The sequence below is a fragment of the Rhizobium sp. NXC14 genome, from assembly GCF_002117485.1.
Taxonomy (GTDB): Bacteria; Pseudomonadota; Alphaproteobacteria; order Rhizobiales; family Rhizobiaceae; genus Rhizobium.
This window is the reverse complement of sequence record NZ_CP021030.1, coordinates 4160036-4176129: the sequence shown is the minus strand read 5'-3', so window position 1 is coordinate 4176129 and position 16094 is coordinate 4160036. Positions and strand designations below refer to the sequence as shown.

Genomic DNA, 16094 nt, shown 5'->3' with positions numbered 1-16094 from the left:
TTCCGCCTCGCTCTACTTCAGCCGATCGTCTTTTCGATCTGCGAGACGGCCCAATCGACCTGCTCCCTCGTTATGACAAGTGGCGGAGCGAGGCGAATCGTGTGGTCATGGGTGTCCTTGGCGAGAAGGCCGCGCTCCTTCAGCGCATGGCAATATTGCCGCGCGCCGCCGGCTTCGGGCTCCAGCTCGATCGCCATCATCAGGCCACGGCCACGTACATCTCTGACAATGTTGGAGCGGATCGACCTCAATCCGTCGAGGAAATAATCGCCCATCGCGGCGGCGTTCTCGATCATGCCTTCCTCCACGAGCACCTTGAGGGCGGTGCGCGCCACCGCGCAGGCGAGCGGATTGCCGCCGAAGGTCGAGCCGTGCTGGCCAGGCTTCAGCACGCCCAGCACCTCGGAATTGGAAAGGACGGCGGATACGGGATAGAAGCCGCCGGAAAGCGCCTTGCCGATCAGCGTCACATCGGCCTCTATGCCTTCGTGCTCCTCCGCCAGCAGCTTGCCGGTACGGCCGAGGCCGGTCTGGATCTCATCGAGGATTAGAGTGACGTTGTTATCAGTGCAGAGCTCGCGGATGCGGGTGAAATAGCCGACCGGCGGGATGATGACGCCGGCTTCGCCCTGGATCGGCTCGATCAGGGCTGCCACGGTATTGCCGTTGATCGCGGCTTCGAATGCCTCGGCGTCGCCGAAGGGAATGATGCGGAAGCCCGGCGTATAGGGGCCGAAGCTGGTGCGGGCGTCGGGATCTGTGGAGAAACTGATGATGCTCAGTGTGCGGCCATGGAAATTGTCGGCGCAGACAATGATTTCCGCCTTGCCTTCAGGAACACCCTTGACCTCGTAACCCCATTTGCGCACCGCCTTGATGGCGGTCTCCACCGCTTCAGCGCCGGAATTCATCGGCAGGATCTTGTGCGAGCCCGTCAGCGTCGCAAGCTCCTCGTAGAGATGGGCGAGCTGATCGTTGCGGAAGGCGCGGGATGTGAGCGTCAGCTTCCCCGCCTGTTCGACCATGGCGGCGAGGATCTTCGGGTGGCAATGGCCCTGATTGACGGCAGAATAGGCCGAGAGGCAATCGAGATAACGATTGCCGTCGGTATCCCAGACATACACGCCTTCGCCACGCGTCAGCACCACGTCGAGCGGCTTATAGTTGTGGGCGCCGAGCCGCTGTTCCGTTGCGATCAGTTTTTCCGAAGTGTTCATGGCGCTTCTCCCTCAGCTTGTCTATGCGGCGCGTGTCGGACGATCGAAGATGCGGCGGCCGAAGAGGCTTGCCGTCAGTTCCACCAGTATACGGGCGCTCTTGCCGCGATCATCGAGGAACGGATTGAGCTCGACGAGATCGAGCGACGAGACGAGGCCGCTGTCGGAAAGCATTTCCATGACAAGATGCGCTTCGCGGAAGGTCGCACCGCCAGGCACCGTCGTGCCGACTCCGGGCGCGATGTCGGGATCGAGGAAGTCGAGATCAAGGCTGACATGCAGCAGGCCGTTGGCCTTTGCGACAACAGCGAGAATCTCGCGCATGACGGCGCCGATGCCCTGCTCGTCTATCGCCCGCATGTCGAAGACGTTGACGCCGTGTTCATGGATTTCCTCGCGCTCGCGCGCATCGACCGAACGGATACCGACCTGGAAGACATTCTTCGGGTCGACGAAGGGCCGGTCCTTCGGGAGGATTTCGGCGAACTCCGCCTCGCCGCAGAAGAAGGCGACGGGCATGCCGTGAATATTGCCGGAGGGTGACGTTGCCGGAGAGTTGAAATCGGCATGGGCATCGAGCCAGAGCACGAAGAGCGGGCGCTCCTTGCTGGCGGCATAACGCGCCATGCCGGAGACGCTGCCCATCGACAGACTATGATCGCCGCCGAGAATCAGCGGAAAGCGGCCGGCGGCGGCGACGTCATAGACGCTGCTTTCCAATGCGCGGGTGAAGGCACCGACGATCCTCAGATTATGGGCTTTCGGATGATTCGGCAGATCCATCGCCGGCACGATAGAGAGATCGCCGATATCGGCGACGTCGTGGCCGAGATCAATCAGGGTCTGGTCGACGCCGGCGATCCGCAGGGCCGCAGGGCCCATGGCGGCGCCTCTGCGACCCGAACCTTCTTCCAAGGGTGCGCCGATGAGGGTGACAGATCGCGATTGCGCATTCATTCGAGGGCTCCGTTTGAGGCCTGTTTTCGGCCAATAGTGGGATAAAGGGCTGGCGGCAAAAAGATGGAAAAGTGCCAGAAATGGATTATGATTGCGCAGATTGATAAAGCTATTTTGACAAAGTGTTCGACGTGGACGATCTCGATACCGAACTTCTGAGTGCGCTTCGCCACAATGCTCGCATGTCCGTCTCCTCGCTCGCGGCAATGACCGGTGCATCGCGGGCAACGGTCGCCGCCCGTATCGACCGGCTGGTCGCCAGCGGCACCATCGTCGGCTTCACCATCCGCACCAGTCACGAGACGCGATCCGCCGGCGTGCGCGCGATCGTCATGATCGAGGTGCTCGGCAAGCTCGCCGACAGGGTGGCCGATCAGCTCAGGGGCTTGCCGCAGGTGCGGGCGCTTCACAGCACCAACGGCAAATGGGATTTCGTCGCCGAGCTGGAGGACCGCGATCTTGCCGCCTTTGACGAGACGCTGCGTCGAATCAGACTGATCAACGGCATCAATTCGACCGAGACCAACATTCTTCTTAAAACGAGCAAGACGGGTTTCTAAGCTGCTTTAATATTCCCGTTCATAGACGATGCCCGCTTCGCCGGCGCCATTCCCGCCGGCGACTCCCCGCAATTTGACGCCACGGCCGACATCGAGATTGATGATCGCCTTGGCGCCGGCCGAGCCGCCCTGCTGCAATTCGAAATAGGTACGGTCGTTGAGATAGCGGCCGACGCTGACGCTCGTCTGGCCCTTCGCGTCGGTGCTGATGTCGAAATCGTCGACGCCGAGCTGGTTGCGCAGACCCTCGAAAAGCGAGGTGGAGCGGTTGCCGGCCAGCTGGCTGACGGCGTCGGCGAGCTGGGCGATCTGCACCGGCGAGAGCTTCGACATCGACTGGCCGAAGATCAGCTGCGCCAACACCTCGTCCTGCGGCAGCTGCGGCGAGGAGGAAAAGGTGATCGAGGGATCGGTGGCAAGGCCTGAGACATCGACCGTCAGGGTCGTCGTGCCGGAGGTGGAGGTCGCTTCCATGTCAAGCGCCGGCGTCAGGTCGCCGGCAAAGGTGATTTTGCTCTTGTCGGAGAAATTGAGGCGACGATTGAGAATGATGAGCCGGCCGCGGCGCATTGTAAAGCCACCGGTGACGCTCGGTGCTGCCGCCGTTCCGCGGATCGTCACGAGACCTCCAAGCTCGGCATCGATGCCGCGGCCGCGCACGAAGATCTGCGAGGGCGCATCGATTTCGAGGTCGAGTGTGATAGTCGAGGACTTCTCGCCCGGCTTCCGTTCACCGTCATCGCGCAGCTGCGCCAGCACCGCTCGCGGTGCGTTTTTATGCCGGATGTCGATTTCACGGAGTGAGGTCGGCAATCTTTCCGGCACGGTGATCGAGGTCTTGTCCAGCCGAAGCTTGCCGCTCAGCGTTGCACTCAGGATCGGCCCGCGCAGGCCGACCGTCCCGTTGACGGTCGAGACGACAAGCGTTCCGTCGACATAGACGGCCTTGTCGAGCTTGATCGAAATGTCGGCGGGAAATCCGCCGGCGGGCTGGATGCCGATGGTACCGCTTGCCGAAATCGTGCCGCCGCCGCCCAGATTGCCGCTGAGGCGCGAGATGACGGCCTGGTTGCCATTGAAGGTGACGGTGGCTGCGAGATTGTTGACGGCAAGATTGCGCCTGACGTCGACAAGCTTGGCGCCTGATGTCGAGACCGTGCCGTTGATGACGGGGGCTGCGGCCGTTCCGCCAATCTTAAGATCGACCTTGGCGACGCCGTCGGCGACAAAGCCCTGCTGTGCGAGCGGGGCGCCAAGCACGGCGAAGGGAACATTGCCGTTGAAGCGCATGTCGAGGGCGCGGTTGCCCGATATCACGACGCTGCCGCCGCCTTTCAGCGACATACCGGCGTCGCCGGCAAGGTTGGTGTCGACCGTCAGCCTGTTATCGGCAAGCTTGCCGGATGCGCCGATGGTGAATGGCGAAAGACCGGCGCCCTTCGTCTGGCTCGTTGCCGCATTCTTCCAGTCGACCTTGAAGTCCACGACGGGCGAGCTCAGCGTGCCAGTCACTTTGGCCGTCGCCGAGATCGTGCCTTCGGCTCCTATGCCAGGAACAAAACCGTTGGCGATGGCGGCCGGAACATTGGCGGCGTTTGCGGTGACGTCGATCGATCGGATCGTTGTGCCTGCAATGGAAAGATTACCAGCGGCTTTCAGCGAAATACCACCACCGCCGCTGAGGTCGGCATCAAAATCCAGCCGGTCGCCGGCATATTTTCCCGTCGCCGCCAAGGCAAGGCGGGAGAGGCCGGCGGCCTTGGTGTGGCTTGTCGCGGCATCTTTCCAGTTCAGCTTGAAATCGACGATCGGGTCTGCCGGCGTTCCCGATGTCTGGGCGCTCGCCGACAGCGTGCCTTCGGCTCCGAGGCCGGGAACAAAGGCATTGGCGATATTTGCGGGCAGCGCCGGAATATCGGCATTGATCGAAAGGTCGCGTATCGCGGTTCCCGCGATCGTCGCGCCACCCGCCGCCTTGGCCAACATGCCGTCCTTGCCGGCAAGGCTAGCATCGAAATCGACCCTGTCATTGGCGAACTTGCCGGTGACCGCGGCACTCAGGCCCGACAAGCCGCTGCTCCTGGTCTGGGCGGTGGCGGCGTTCTTCCAATCGAGCTTGAAATCGACGGCGGGTTTGGGCAGCGCTCCTGAGGCGGATGCCGTTCCCGACACGGTGCCTTCCGCGGCAAGACCGGGAACGAAGCCGTTGGCAAGGCCCGCGGGCAGATTGGCAAGATCGGCTTTGACGTCGATGTTGCGGATCGAAGTGCCCGATATCGCCACATTGCCAGCGGCATTCAGCGACAGGCCGTCCTTGCCGCCAAGATTGGTGTTGAAGTCAAGCTTGTTGTCGGCGAGGTGTCCCGATGCGGCAAGCGCGAGGCCGGAAAGATGCGCGCTTCTGGTGTGGCTGGTCGCGGCGCCCGTCCAGTCGAGCTTGAAATCGGCCTTGGGTGCAGCGGGTGTTCCGGCTGCCGAGAGCGTGCCTGATATTATGCCGCCGGCCGCCAAATCGGGGACGAAGGCATTGGCGAGAGCAGCCGGGAGTTTGGCGATTTCGGCATCGACGTTCACGCTGTCGATCGCCGTACCAGCGAGAGCGACATTGCCCATGGCCTTCAATGAGAGACCTTGATCGCCACCGGCGGCCGCGTTGAAATCCAGCTTGTTATCGGCGAATTTCCCCGACGCGGTAATGTCGAGAGCGGCAAGGCCGGCACGCTTCGTGTGGCTCGTCGCAGCGTCTTTCCAATTGAGGTCGAAATTGGCGGTCGGGGCGGAAAGCGAGCCCGCAGCCGAGATCCTCCCCGAGACTGTGCCTTCGGCGGCGAGATCGGCGACGAAGCTGTTTGCCAGGCTTGCCGGGATATTTGACAGCGTCGCATCGGCCGCGACGGTGCCGATCGTCGTGCCGGTCACGGCGACATTGCCGTTCGCCTTGAGCGAGAGGCTGTCTGCGCCGGCGACCACGGCGTCGAAATCAAGCTTGTTGTCGGCAAATTTGCCGGACGCCGTGGCATCAAGACCGGTTAGGCCGGCTCGTTTCGTGTGGCTCGTCGCGGCGTTTTGCCAATGGAGATCAAAATCAGCGATCGGAGCCGCAAGCGACCCGCTGGCGGCGACCGTTCCGGAGAGAGCACCTTCCGCTGCGAGATCGGGAACGAAGCCGTTGGCAATAGCCACCGAGATATTGTCCAGTGTTGCGTTGACCTTGACGCTGCCGACCGTCGTTCCGGTGATGTCCACGTTGCCGTTTGCCTTGAGCGAGAGGTTGTTGGCGCCGCTGGCCGCAGCGTCGAAATCGAGCTTGTTGTCGGCGAACTTTCCGGACGCCCTAGCTTCAAGACCGGTAAGGCCGGCTCGTTTCGTGTGACTCGTCGCGGCGTTTTGCCAATGGAGATCAAAATCGGCGATCGGAGCTGCAAGCGACCCGCTGGCCGCGACCGTTCCGGAGAAAGCGCCTTCCGCTGCGAGATCGGGAACAAAGCCGTTGGCAATAGCTGCGGGGATATTGTTCAATGTTGCGTCCGCCTTGACGCTGCCGACCGTCGTCCCGGTGAGATCGACGTTGCCGTTTGCCTTGAGCGAGAGGTTGTTGGCGCCGCTGGCCGCAGCGTCGAAATCGAGCTTGTCGCCCGCGAATTTGCCGGACGCGGTCACATCAAGAGCCGCGAGGCCGGCCCGCTTTGTGTGGCTCGTGGCAGCGTTTTTCCAGGCGAGATCGAAATTGGCGGTCGGAGCCTTAAGCGAACCGGAGGCAGTCACCTTTCCCGTGATGGCGCCCTCGGCGGCGAGATCGGAAACGAAACCATTGGCGACCTGCGCCGGCAGGTTGAGGATATCGGCGTCGATATCGAGCACCGGCGTCGTCGGATCAGCGAGCCCGACGTCGCCGCTTGTCTTGAGCAACAGGCTGTCCGCACCGGCGATTGTCGTGTCGAAATCGAGCTTCTTGTCGGCAAATTTACCGCTGGCGATGATGCCGAGCGGTGCCAGGCCCGCGCCCTTAAGCTGTCCTGTGGTCGCATCCTTCCAGTCGAGTTTGAAATCGGCGATGGGTGCTGCCGGCGTTCCCGTCACGGCAATCGTTCCCGAGATCGTGCCGCCAGCCGAAAGATTCGGCACGAAACCGTCGACGAGTGATGCTGGCAGCTCTTTGATGATGGCATCGAGCTTCAGCGTCTCGCCGGCCGAACCGGTAACCGATACCGAGCCGGCGCCGGTCTTCAACGTCAGTCCGTCCAGATTGGCGACGCCGCCGGTGACTGTGACCCGCGTCGGCGCGGCGAGTTCGATCAGAATGTTGCGGGGGCTTGCCGAGAGCCGATCGAGGTTGAGGCCGATATTGCCGGCGGCCATCTCGATGGTGCCGTCCGCCATCACGGGATTGCCGTCATAGGCAGCATCGAGGTCGAAGTTGGTGCGGTCTTGCTGCTTGGTAAAACTGAGAGAAAGTCCGCCAAGTTTGTTCGCTCCGGCAGCTACCTCCTCGGCCCTGAGCGTGCCGTTTGCCGCAAGGGTGCTGAGATCGCTGACCGTGAGGTCGATATCCGGCTTAGCGATCGCGAGCGTATCGCGGCGGATCGAGGCGCCTGACGCAACGAGCTTGAGCGCGATCTTGCCGTCGTGGCTATCGATGCCGAGCGAACCCTTGAGGTCTCCTTCGGCTTTCTGTCCGCCGAGCGCGGCCAGCAAGCCGAGCTTGGGAAAATCGAAGGTCAAGGCGCCCGAGGGTGTAAAGGAGGGCGAGAGTTCCAGATTGCCGGTCAGCCGGTTGCCGCCGACATCGGCGGTCAGTGCGGGAATGTTCGTCTTGCCGTTTTCAGAACGGATGTCGCCGTTGATGCCGAGCGGCTGTCCGTCGATCGTGCCGGTGGCCGCAAACTTCCCCTGCGGCGCCTTGGGATCGGCGACACCCCACAGATCGATATTGAGGTCGGCGAGCGCGCGATCAGCTATCTCAAGGCTGGGAGCCTTGATATTGGCTGTCACGGAGATCGCCGGCAGTTCGCCTCCGATCCTCAGCGCGTAACCTGCTCCGCCGCTGGCGCCTGTCATCAGCTTGCCGATATCGGGCAGCCGGCCTGAAAGATCGGCGTTCAACATCGAGCCGTCGAGCGCGACGTTGCCGGCAGCTTCAAGCGTGCCGGATTTCAGGACGAGGTTGGACAGCGCGAGTTTCGACGGGATCGTGCCAGTCACTTGGCTTTCGACCAAGATCGGCTGATCGAACCTGCTCGTCGCCGCAGCCGGCAGGGCCGCCGGTTCGACGCTCAGCTTGACATTGCCGGTCAGCGCGCGGTCCGCCAGCCGATAGGAGCCGTTGAGGCTGCCGTTGATATTGGCGCTTTCGACGGTGGTGCCGTTGAAGCCGATGTCGCCCGGCGAAATCTGGAGCGGCGCGGCGATCGTGATAGGGCCTTGAACTGCGCGGTTGAGGTTCGGCTCGGCAAAGGTTGCGTCGCCGGCCACGAGGCGTAGCTGAACGCTGCCGGAACGGGCGGCAAGATTGAAGGCGTCGCTCTTTGCTGTCAGCTTGACGTTGCCGATATCGGCCTGCGGCAGGGTTGCGCTGTCGAGCGAGCCGCTGAGGCTCAGTCGGGCGGTCTGCGCCTCGCCTGTTAGAGCCAGGTTGAGGCCTGATATCAGAAAGCGCGCTTCGCCTTCGGCGAGCGGCCAGCGGAAATCGACGGGGCCGGATGTGCCGAGGAGATTGGCGTTCAGGCTGTTGTTGCCGGCCGGATCAAGCGCGCCCGATGCGGCGATGACGACGCTGCCGGTGGCGATGTTGCCGGTCTGGATATCGAGCTTGCCATGATCGTCGAAGGTGGCGGCAAGGTCGATATTGGTTTGGCCGGCGAAAAGCGGCCGGAATGCCGCGGGAAGAAGCGAACTCAGGTCACCGCCACCCTTGAGATCGAGATGGTGCAGTCCGTCTGTGCCAATCGCATGCCGGCCCTCGATTGCAGCGCGCTGCTGTCCGTCGAGCGCAGCCTGCACTTTGCCCGTCCAGTCGGATATCGGTCCCTGACCGTCGAGGTCGATGTTGACGGCAGGATTGTCAGGCAGGCCGAGGAAGCCTGCCAACAGCCCACCCTTCGGCTCGGCAAGCTCAGCCTTCAGCCGCAGCCGGTTTTCGGCCGGCGCATAGGCGATATCGGCAGTAAGGCGCGCATCCGGAACCGCGTGGCGGCTGACATTGACCATCGCTTCGCCGCCGTCGCCATCCGCCGAAAGGCTGCCGTTGGCGGCGAGCGCGAAGGCGCGCCCGGCAAAAGCTTCGGCCAGTTTGATATCGGGCAGGGCCACATGGTCGACATCGATCTTGACCGGAAGTGCGAAGCCGCCGGAATTTTCGGCGCCGGGCCGCGAGGGCAGGGTGCGCACCGGCTTGCGCAGCACGTTGATCGTGTCGATCTGGAAACGCTTGGCGTGGAATGTTCCCGTCAGCAGCGCCAGCGGGTTCCAATCGATTGCCACGCCGTGAATTTCCGCAAAAACGCCCCTGGTGTCGGATAGGGAGATTTCGGCGGCGCGAAGCCCGCCAGTCAAAAGCCCTTCCGGTTCGCGCACCTCGATCGTCATGTCGCGGTTGGAAAGGGTGGAGGCGATCCTTTCGGTGACGATGCGGGCGCCAAAGGAGGTGAAGCCGAAGATCGCAAGTGCCGCGACAGCGAGAATCAAAATGGCGCCTACGGCATAGCCGGTGACCCGCACTATCCAGTTGACGATTTTTGCCAGCGTTTGCATTGGCGCGGACTACCCCGTTTTCATGCGGCCCATCGATCGGAAGAAGCCGGAATCGCAACCCTAGAAGGATTGGCCGATGCCGGCATAAATTCCATAATCTGTGCCATCTTCGTACTTGTTCAGCGGCACGGCAAAATCAAGCCGCAACGGCCCGAAAGGTGTGGCATATCGTATTCCCGCGCCGGCGCCGGCGCGGATATCGGAAAAACCCGGGAAGGTGCTATCCGATACGGTGCCGACATCGATGAAGGGCACGAGGCCGATTGTATCGGTGATCTTGAAGCGGGCCTCCAACGACCCGGTCACATAGGAGCGGCCGCCGGTGGCATCGCCATTGTCATTGTAGGGCGAAATCTCCTGATAGCTATATCCGCGCACTGAACCGCCGCCGCCGGCGAAAAAACGCTGCGTGGCAGGAATGTCCTCGATCCCGCCGCCGCCGATCAGCACGCCGGCCGCGATCTTGCCGGCAAGCACGAGGCGGTCCTCGGCGCCAAATGGCAGATAGCCGGAGATCGAGCCCTCGAATGCCGCGTAGGGTGTGGCGTTGAAGATCTCGTAGCCGGGCTTTGCAAATGCTGTCGCCCGATAGCCTTCGGTCGGATTGAACTTGTCGTCGCGTGCGTCACGATCATATTGAAGCGGCAGGGCGATGGTCAGATAGTCATTGGTGCCGAAGGCGTCGTCATCACGCTCCCAGCTGACTTCGCCGCTCGCCGACACCGTGTCCTTGTCGGTCAGTTCATAGGAAAGGCCAAGCGAGGCGGTGACGAGCGTCGCATTATAAGCGTCCGGGTTCTGGGTCTTGGCGACGATGCCGGCCTTCAGCGTGGCGGCCGGGAAGAAGGCGCCGGGCTTGGTGAAGAGGATGCCGGCGGAGTAGTCGAGGCTGCCGACATCGGTTGTTTCGCCGAGCCGCGAGACCGAGCCTTCGATCCTCAGCGTCTCGGCCTCGCCGAACAGGTTGCGGTGGCCCCAATAACCCTGGATGCCGAGGCCGTCGGTGGTGGAATATTGCGCGCCGACGCCGAAATAACGCCTCTTGCCTTCGGAAACCTCGATCGTCATCGGCAGCGTACCATCAGGCGCCAGCACATCGCCCTGATGAATAGTGACGCTCGAAAAGACGCCGAGGGCGCGAAGCCGCTCGCCGGCCTTCTTCAGCCTTTCCGGCGAATAGGCGTCCCCTTTGTTCAGCCGGGAATAACGCTGGATGAAACCGGGCCGCACGGTTTTTTCGCCGGTGACCCCGACATCGCCGATCGGGGCGACAGGCCCACCTTCGGCAGCAAGCACGATGTCGACCGTATCGCTCCTGTGATCGGCGACGACCTTGCGTTCGGTCAATTTGGCGAAGGGCCGGCCTTCACTTTTCAACTGTTCGACGATCTTGTCGCCGGCCTTGATGATGGCGAGCGAGCCGGCCTCGGCGCCGGGGGCAAGGTCGTAATCGGCGGGATTGCGATCTGCGGCGTCGCCGCCGAACTGCACCTCTCTGACCCTGAACACGGGACCGGGTGTTATATTGACGGTGACGGGGATCGGCCCGGAGCGGTCGAAGGTCGGATTGGGGGGCAGGTCGTCGATGTTTCTGCCATCGATGGTGATCGTCACCACGCCGCCATAGCGCGCCTTTTCGTACAAGGCGGCGATCAGCCGCTCGCGGTCGTCACGCGCCTTGACGACGATGCCGAGATCGCCGGAGACCGGCTGTTTCTGGTCCCTGACGAGGCGGGAGCTGTTTTCGAGTGCTTCCTTAAGATCGGGATCGGCGGTGTCGGCCTTGAGGTCGACTTGATAGCGCACCGGATCGGGCACCTGTTCGCTCTCGTCCTCCTCCTTGCCGAAGATGGTGATGCCGAAAAGCTTGAAGGCGTAAGCATCGCCGATCAGGACCGGTGAGAAAGCAGCTGCCGCTGCGACCACCATCATGGTGCCTGTTCGCCGATACGCAAAACCTATTTTCGGACTTGTCCCTCTAATCCGCATCCGCTGCTTTTGGTTACGCCTACATGAAGCTTCGTTGCCCAGCCGTGAACAGCTTAGCGGCAAAATCGCGCAGGGTGTACCATTTTAAATTGCCCACGCACTAATTCAGCACAAAAAATCCCGGATGTGTGTCCGGGATTTCCTGTTTTGCCGCTTGTCAGCGCTCTCAGCGCGGGCAAGCGTCGATGTAACGGCGACCATAGCGGTCGCGATAGTAGCACTGGCCGGGCTGTTCCGCGACGCTGCCGATAAGAGCGCCTGACACGCCGCCGATGGCGGCCCCGACGGCCGCGCCGCGGACATTGCCGGTGACCGCGCCACCGATGACGGCGCCCGATGCAGCGCCGATACCGGCGCCCTGCTGGGTCGGCGTGCAGCTTGCGATCGACAGGCCGATCAATGCGAGTATGACAGCTTTTTTCATCTCTTCTCTCCGAGGTTGTTGTCCAGTGGGCAAAGGCCGTCCCTTTTGTTTTTTTGGCAGGCTAGCTGGAAAACTATGTCGGAAGAAAGGGTTGTCCACCGGTGATCCGATAATTTTGCAGGACCGGCGTCGTGCCCGAGGCTGCGGTTTCGCGATTTTCATCGTTGTGCCCATCAAACTCATTGATGATTGTGCGCGTATTTTTTATCTGGAATCATTCAAAAATCTGGGCCTTTTGCCGCAGTTGATGTTAAAGCAAAGGGTAAGCATTGACGCGCGGACGTCCGGTCGGCAAGAACGGCCGCGCGATACTGGAGCATATGATGGATTTCGAAGCATTTTTCAAAAACGAGCTGGACGGGCTTCATGCCGAGGGCCGCTACCGCGTTTTTGCCGATCTCGAGCGTCACCGCGGCAACTTCCCGCGTGCGACGCGCCATACGGCCGATGGCGAGAAGGAAGTCACGGTCTGGTGCTCCAACGACTATCTCGGCATGGGCCAGAACCCGAAGGTGATCGAGGCGATGAAGGCCGCCATCGACCACTGTGGCGCGGGTGCGGGAGGCACCCGGAATATTTCTGGCACCAACCATTACCACGTCCTGCTCGAGCGTGAGCTTGCCGATCTGCACGGCAAGGAATCAGCACTGATCTTCACCTCAGGCTATGTCTCCAACTGGGCCGCACTCGGTACGCTCGGCGCCAAAATTCCCGGCCTGATCATCTTCTCCGACGCGCTCAACCACGCCTCGATGATCGAGGGCATCCGTTACGCCAAGTGCGACAAGGTGATCTGGAAGCACAACGACGTCGCCGATCTCGAAGCCAAGCTCAAAGCCGCCGATCCGAAGGCGCCGAAGCTGATCGCCTTCGAGAGCGTCTATTCGATGGACGGCGATATCGCCCCGATCAAGGAGATCTGCGATCTCGCCGACAAATACGGGGCAATGACCTATCTCGACGAAGTCCATGGCGTCGGCATGTACGGCCCGCGCGGCGGCGGCATTGCCGAGCGGGAGGGACTGATGGACCGGCTGACGGTGATCGAGGGCACGCTCGGCAAGGCCTTCGGGGTGATGGGCGGCTATATCGCCGCGTCGATGGCCCTTTGCGATTTCATCCGCTCATTCGCCTCCGGCTTCATCTTCACCACGGCGCTGCCGCCGGCGCTCGCCGCCGGTGCGGTGGCCTCGATCCAGCATCTGAAGGTCAGCCAATTCGAGCGCGCCCGCCACCAGGACCGGGTGCGCAAGCTGCGCTCGCTGCTCGACCAGAACGGCATTCCGCATATGCACAATCCCAGCCATATCGTACCGGTGATGGTCGGCGATGCCGCCAAGTGCAAGTGGATCTCCGACCTGCTGCTCGACAATTGCGGCGTCTATGTCCAGCCGATCAACTATCCCACCGTGCCGAAGAAGACCGAGCGGCTGCGCATCACCCCGACGCCGCTGCATTCCGACGCCGATATCGCCCATCTCGTCGAGGCCCTGCATTCGCTCTGGTCGCGTTGCGCGCTGGCAAGGCACGTCGCCTGATCTAGCGATCGCTTGGGTTCTAGCTCCGCGAATCAGAACCTCCATCGGGTTCTGACGGCGGTTGTTTGTTCCACATTCATTAGCCGGGCAAGATTGTCCAGCGGTGGGCTGGCGCACTACCCGTGAATGACGCATTGCAATCCCGTCTCATGGATTCGCATTGGCCGTTTCCCCGCCTTCCTTCCTGCTGCCTGCCTCGATGTTCCGTCTCTGGATCTACATGAGAAAACCTTTTCTCACTTGACAGAAAGATTGGTAAAAGCTTTTCTCAAGCCACTTGAGAAGGAGGAAGGCCTGAACATATCGGGAGGAAAAAGAGGCAGGATCACCATCCATGAGGTCGCGTCGGCCGCCGGCGTGAGCATCTCGACGGCGTCGAAGGCGCTCAACGACACCGGCCGGATGGGGGCAGAAACCCGCGAGCGGGTTAAGCGGATTGCCGGCGAAATCGGATATCGGCCGAATGCGCTGGCAAGAGGTCTTCTCAGCAAGCGCAGCTTCACCGTCGGGCTGCTGACGAACGACACCTACGGCCGTTTCACGCTGCCTGTGATGGCGGGTATTTCGGACGCTCTCGTCGATCATGGCGTTTCGGTTTTCCTGTGCGCCATCGAAGATGATCCGGCACTCGCCCAGATCCATGTCGATGCGATGCTGGACAAGCAGGTCGACGGTATCATCGCAACCGGCAAGCGGCTGGACAAGCGTCTGCCTGTCGATTTGTCGAATTTGCATGTGCCTGTCGTCTATGCCTTCACCGAGGGGACGCCGAACAGCGTTACTTTCCGTTCGGACGACGAGCAGGGTGCGAGATTGGCGGTGGAATGGCTCGTGACGATCGGGCGGCGGCGGATTGCCCATATTACCGGGCCGGAAGACTTCTTTTCGGTGCGGGAGCGGGCCGGGGCCTATCATCAGGTGGCGGGCCACCGCGAGCCGGTGCTCTACGGCGTCTGGTCGGAAAGCTGGGGTCATGAAGCGGTGGAACAGCTTTGGAAGAGGCCGGGGGAAAAGCCGGACGCGCTTTTCTGCGGCAACGACCAGATCGCCCGTGGCGCGGTGGATGCGCTGCGCGAGCGCGGCGTCAAGGTGCCGCAGGACGTTTCGGTGATCGGCTTCGACAATTGGGAGATTGTCGCGGCCCAGACGCGGCCGCCGCTGACGACCGTAGATATGGAACTGAAGGAACTCGGGCGGCAGGCCGGATTGACGGTGCTGGCGCTTGCGGAAGGACGGCCTGTCGAGCCGGGAGTGAGAAAATTGCCCTGCCGGCTCGTTGTCCGGCGGTCATGCGGGGGTAGGCCTCCCGAGGAATGAGATCAGGGAAATGAGCAAAGGCGCGAGGAGATGCGCCATATTGGGAGGAGTGTCATGATCAAGCGTCTATTGGCTGCGACCGGCATCGCTACTTTGTGCATGGTGTCGGCTGCATCGGCGGCCGAAAACGTCGAAATGTGGGTCCGCTCGGGGATCGGCGACGCCTTCAAGAAGGTCGTCGAAGCCTATAATTCCAGCCACGAGAACAAGGTCGTAATGACCGAAGTGCCGTTCTCCGAGCTGGTGCAGAAATATGCGACGGCAATCGCCGGCGGACAGGCGCCCGACGCGCTGTCGATGGACCTCATCTACAATCCTGCCTTTGCCGCGGCGGGCCAGCTGGAGGATCTGACGGACTGGGCGAAGTCGCTGCCCTATTTCAACTCGCTTTCGCCGTCGCATGTCCGCCTCGGCACCTATCAGGACAAGATCTACGGCCTGCCGCTCTCCGTCGAGACATCGGTCTTCGCCTGGAACAAGGATCTCTACAAGAAGGCCGGTCTCGACCCGGAGAAGGCGCCGGCGAACTGGGATGAAATCACCGCCAATGCAGAGAAGATCCGGGCACTCGGTGACGACACCTACGGCTTCTATTTCTCCGGCGGCGGCTGCGGTGGCTGCATGATCTTCACCTTCACGCCGCTCGTCTGGGGTGCGGGCGCCGACATCCTGTCGGCCGACGGCAAGACGGCGACGCTCGATACGCCTCAGATGCGCAAGGCCGTCGACATCTACCGCAACATGGTCAAAAAGGACCTCGTGCCGGCGGGTGCGGCCAGCGACAACGGTACGAACTTCCTGACCTTCACCAACGGCAAGATCGGCCAGCAGAGCCTCGGCGCCTTTGCGATCGGCACGCTGGTGACCCAGCATCCCGAGATCAATTTCGGTGTGACCCTCATTCCCGGGGTCGACGGGAAGCCTTCCTCCTTCGCCGGCGGCGACAACTTCGTCATCACCAAGGGCACCAAGAAGATCGACGCCGTGAAGGAGTTCCTCGAATATATCTATTCCGAGGACGGCCAGAAGGTGATGGCGAAATATGGCAGCCTGCCGACCCGCGGCGACATCGCCGGTAAGGTGCTGGAAGGTCTCGATCCGCGCATGCAGGTCGGCCTCAAGGCGATCAGCGTCGCCAAGACGCCCTATACGCTGCAGTTCAACGACCTGATCAACAGCGCCAACGGCCCATGGGCAAGCTTCACCAACGCGGCGATCTTCGGCGACGATGTCGACGGCGCGTTCTCGAGCGCCCAGTCGGAAATGCAGTCGATCATCGATAGCGGCCAATAACTCTCCCAAGGCCGCGGCCGGGGAGCGGTGGCAGCTTCCCGGCCAATTT

9 protein-coding genes are annotated in these 16094 nt (G+C 62.0%); 4 read left to right on the top strand and 5 right to left on the bottom strand.

Features of this window, described 5'->3' with window-relative positions; translation table 11 throughout:
- Positions 1-17 precede the first annotated feature (17 nt).
- Positions 18-1217: an ornithine--oxo-acid transaminase gene (gene rocD, locus NXC14_RS20375; protein WP_085779672.1), complete on the bottom strand. Its 1200-nt coding sequence runs from the start codon at positions 1215-1217 to the stop codon at positions 18-20.
- Positions 1218-1238: 21 nt separating this feature from the next.
- On the bottom strand, positions 1239-2174 hold the full coding sequence (gene rocF / locus NXC14_RS20370; protein ID WP_085779671.1) for an arginase: 936 nt from the start codon (positions 2172-2174) through the stop codon (positions 1239-1241).
- 122 nt (positions 2175-2296) lie between these two features.
- Between rocF and NXC14_RS20365 the strand changes: the two genes are divergently transcribed.
- On the top strand, positions 2297-2734 hold the full coding sequence (locus NXC14_RS20365) for an Lrp/AsnC family transcriptional regulator (protein WP_176536244.1): 438 nt from the start codon (positions 2297-2299) through the stop codon (positions 2732-2734).
- 6 nt (positions 2735-2740) lie between these two features.
- Here NXC14_RS20365 and NXC14_RS20360 read toward each other — a convergent pair whose 3' ends face one another.
- The 3 genes from NXC14_RS20360 to NXC14_RS20350 form a co-directional block, all read right to left on the bottom strand.
- Positions 2741-9484, bottom strand: a complete 6744-nt coding sequence (locus NXC14_RS20360; RefSeq protein WP_085779670.1) for a translocation/assembly module TamB domain-containing protein — start codon at positions 9482-9484, stop codon at positions 2741-2743.
- 60 nt (positions 9485-9544) lie between these two features.
- Positions 9545-11473: an autotransporter assembly complex family protein gene (locus NXC14_RS20355; RefSeq protein WP_198175478.1), complete on the bottom strand. Its 1929-nt coding sequence runs from the start codon at positions 11471-11473 to the stop codon at positions 9545-9547.
- A gap of 166 nt (positions 11474-11639) precedes the next feature.
- On the bottom strand, positions 11640-11897 hold the full coding sequence (locus NXC14_RS20350) for a YMGG-like glycine zipper-containing protein (RefSeq protein WP_004679653.1): 258 nt from the start codon (positions 11895-11897) through the stop codon (positions 11640-11642).
- A 323-nt stretch (positions 11898-12220) separates the two neighbouring features.
- Between NXC14_RS20350 and hemA the strand changes: the two genes are divergently transcribed.
- From hemA to NXC14_RS20335, 3 genes are all read left to right on the top strand, one after another.
- The gene (gene hemA, locus NXC14_RS20345) at positions 12221-13435 is read left to right on the top strand and encodes a 5-aminolevulinate synthase (RefSeq protein WP_085780218.1); all 1215 of its coding nucleotides are present in this window, start codon (positions 12221-12223) and stop codon (positions 13433-13435) included.
- A 252-nt stretch (positions 13436-13687) separates the two neighbouring features.
- Complete coding sequence (locus NXC14_RS20340; protein ID WP_245362110.1) at positions 13688-14752, top strand: LacI family DNA-binding transcriptional regulator; 1065 nt, start codon at positions 13688-13690, stop codon at positions 14750-14752.
- A gap of 54 nt (positions 14753-14806) precedes the next feature.
- On the top strand, positions 14807-16045 hold the full coding sequence (locus NXC14_RS20335; RefSeq protein WP_085779669.1) for a sugar ABC transporter substrate-binding protein: 1239 nt from the start codon (positions 14807-14809) through the stop codon (positions 16043-16045).
- Positions 16046-16094: the final 49 nt, after the last annotated feature.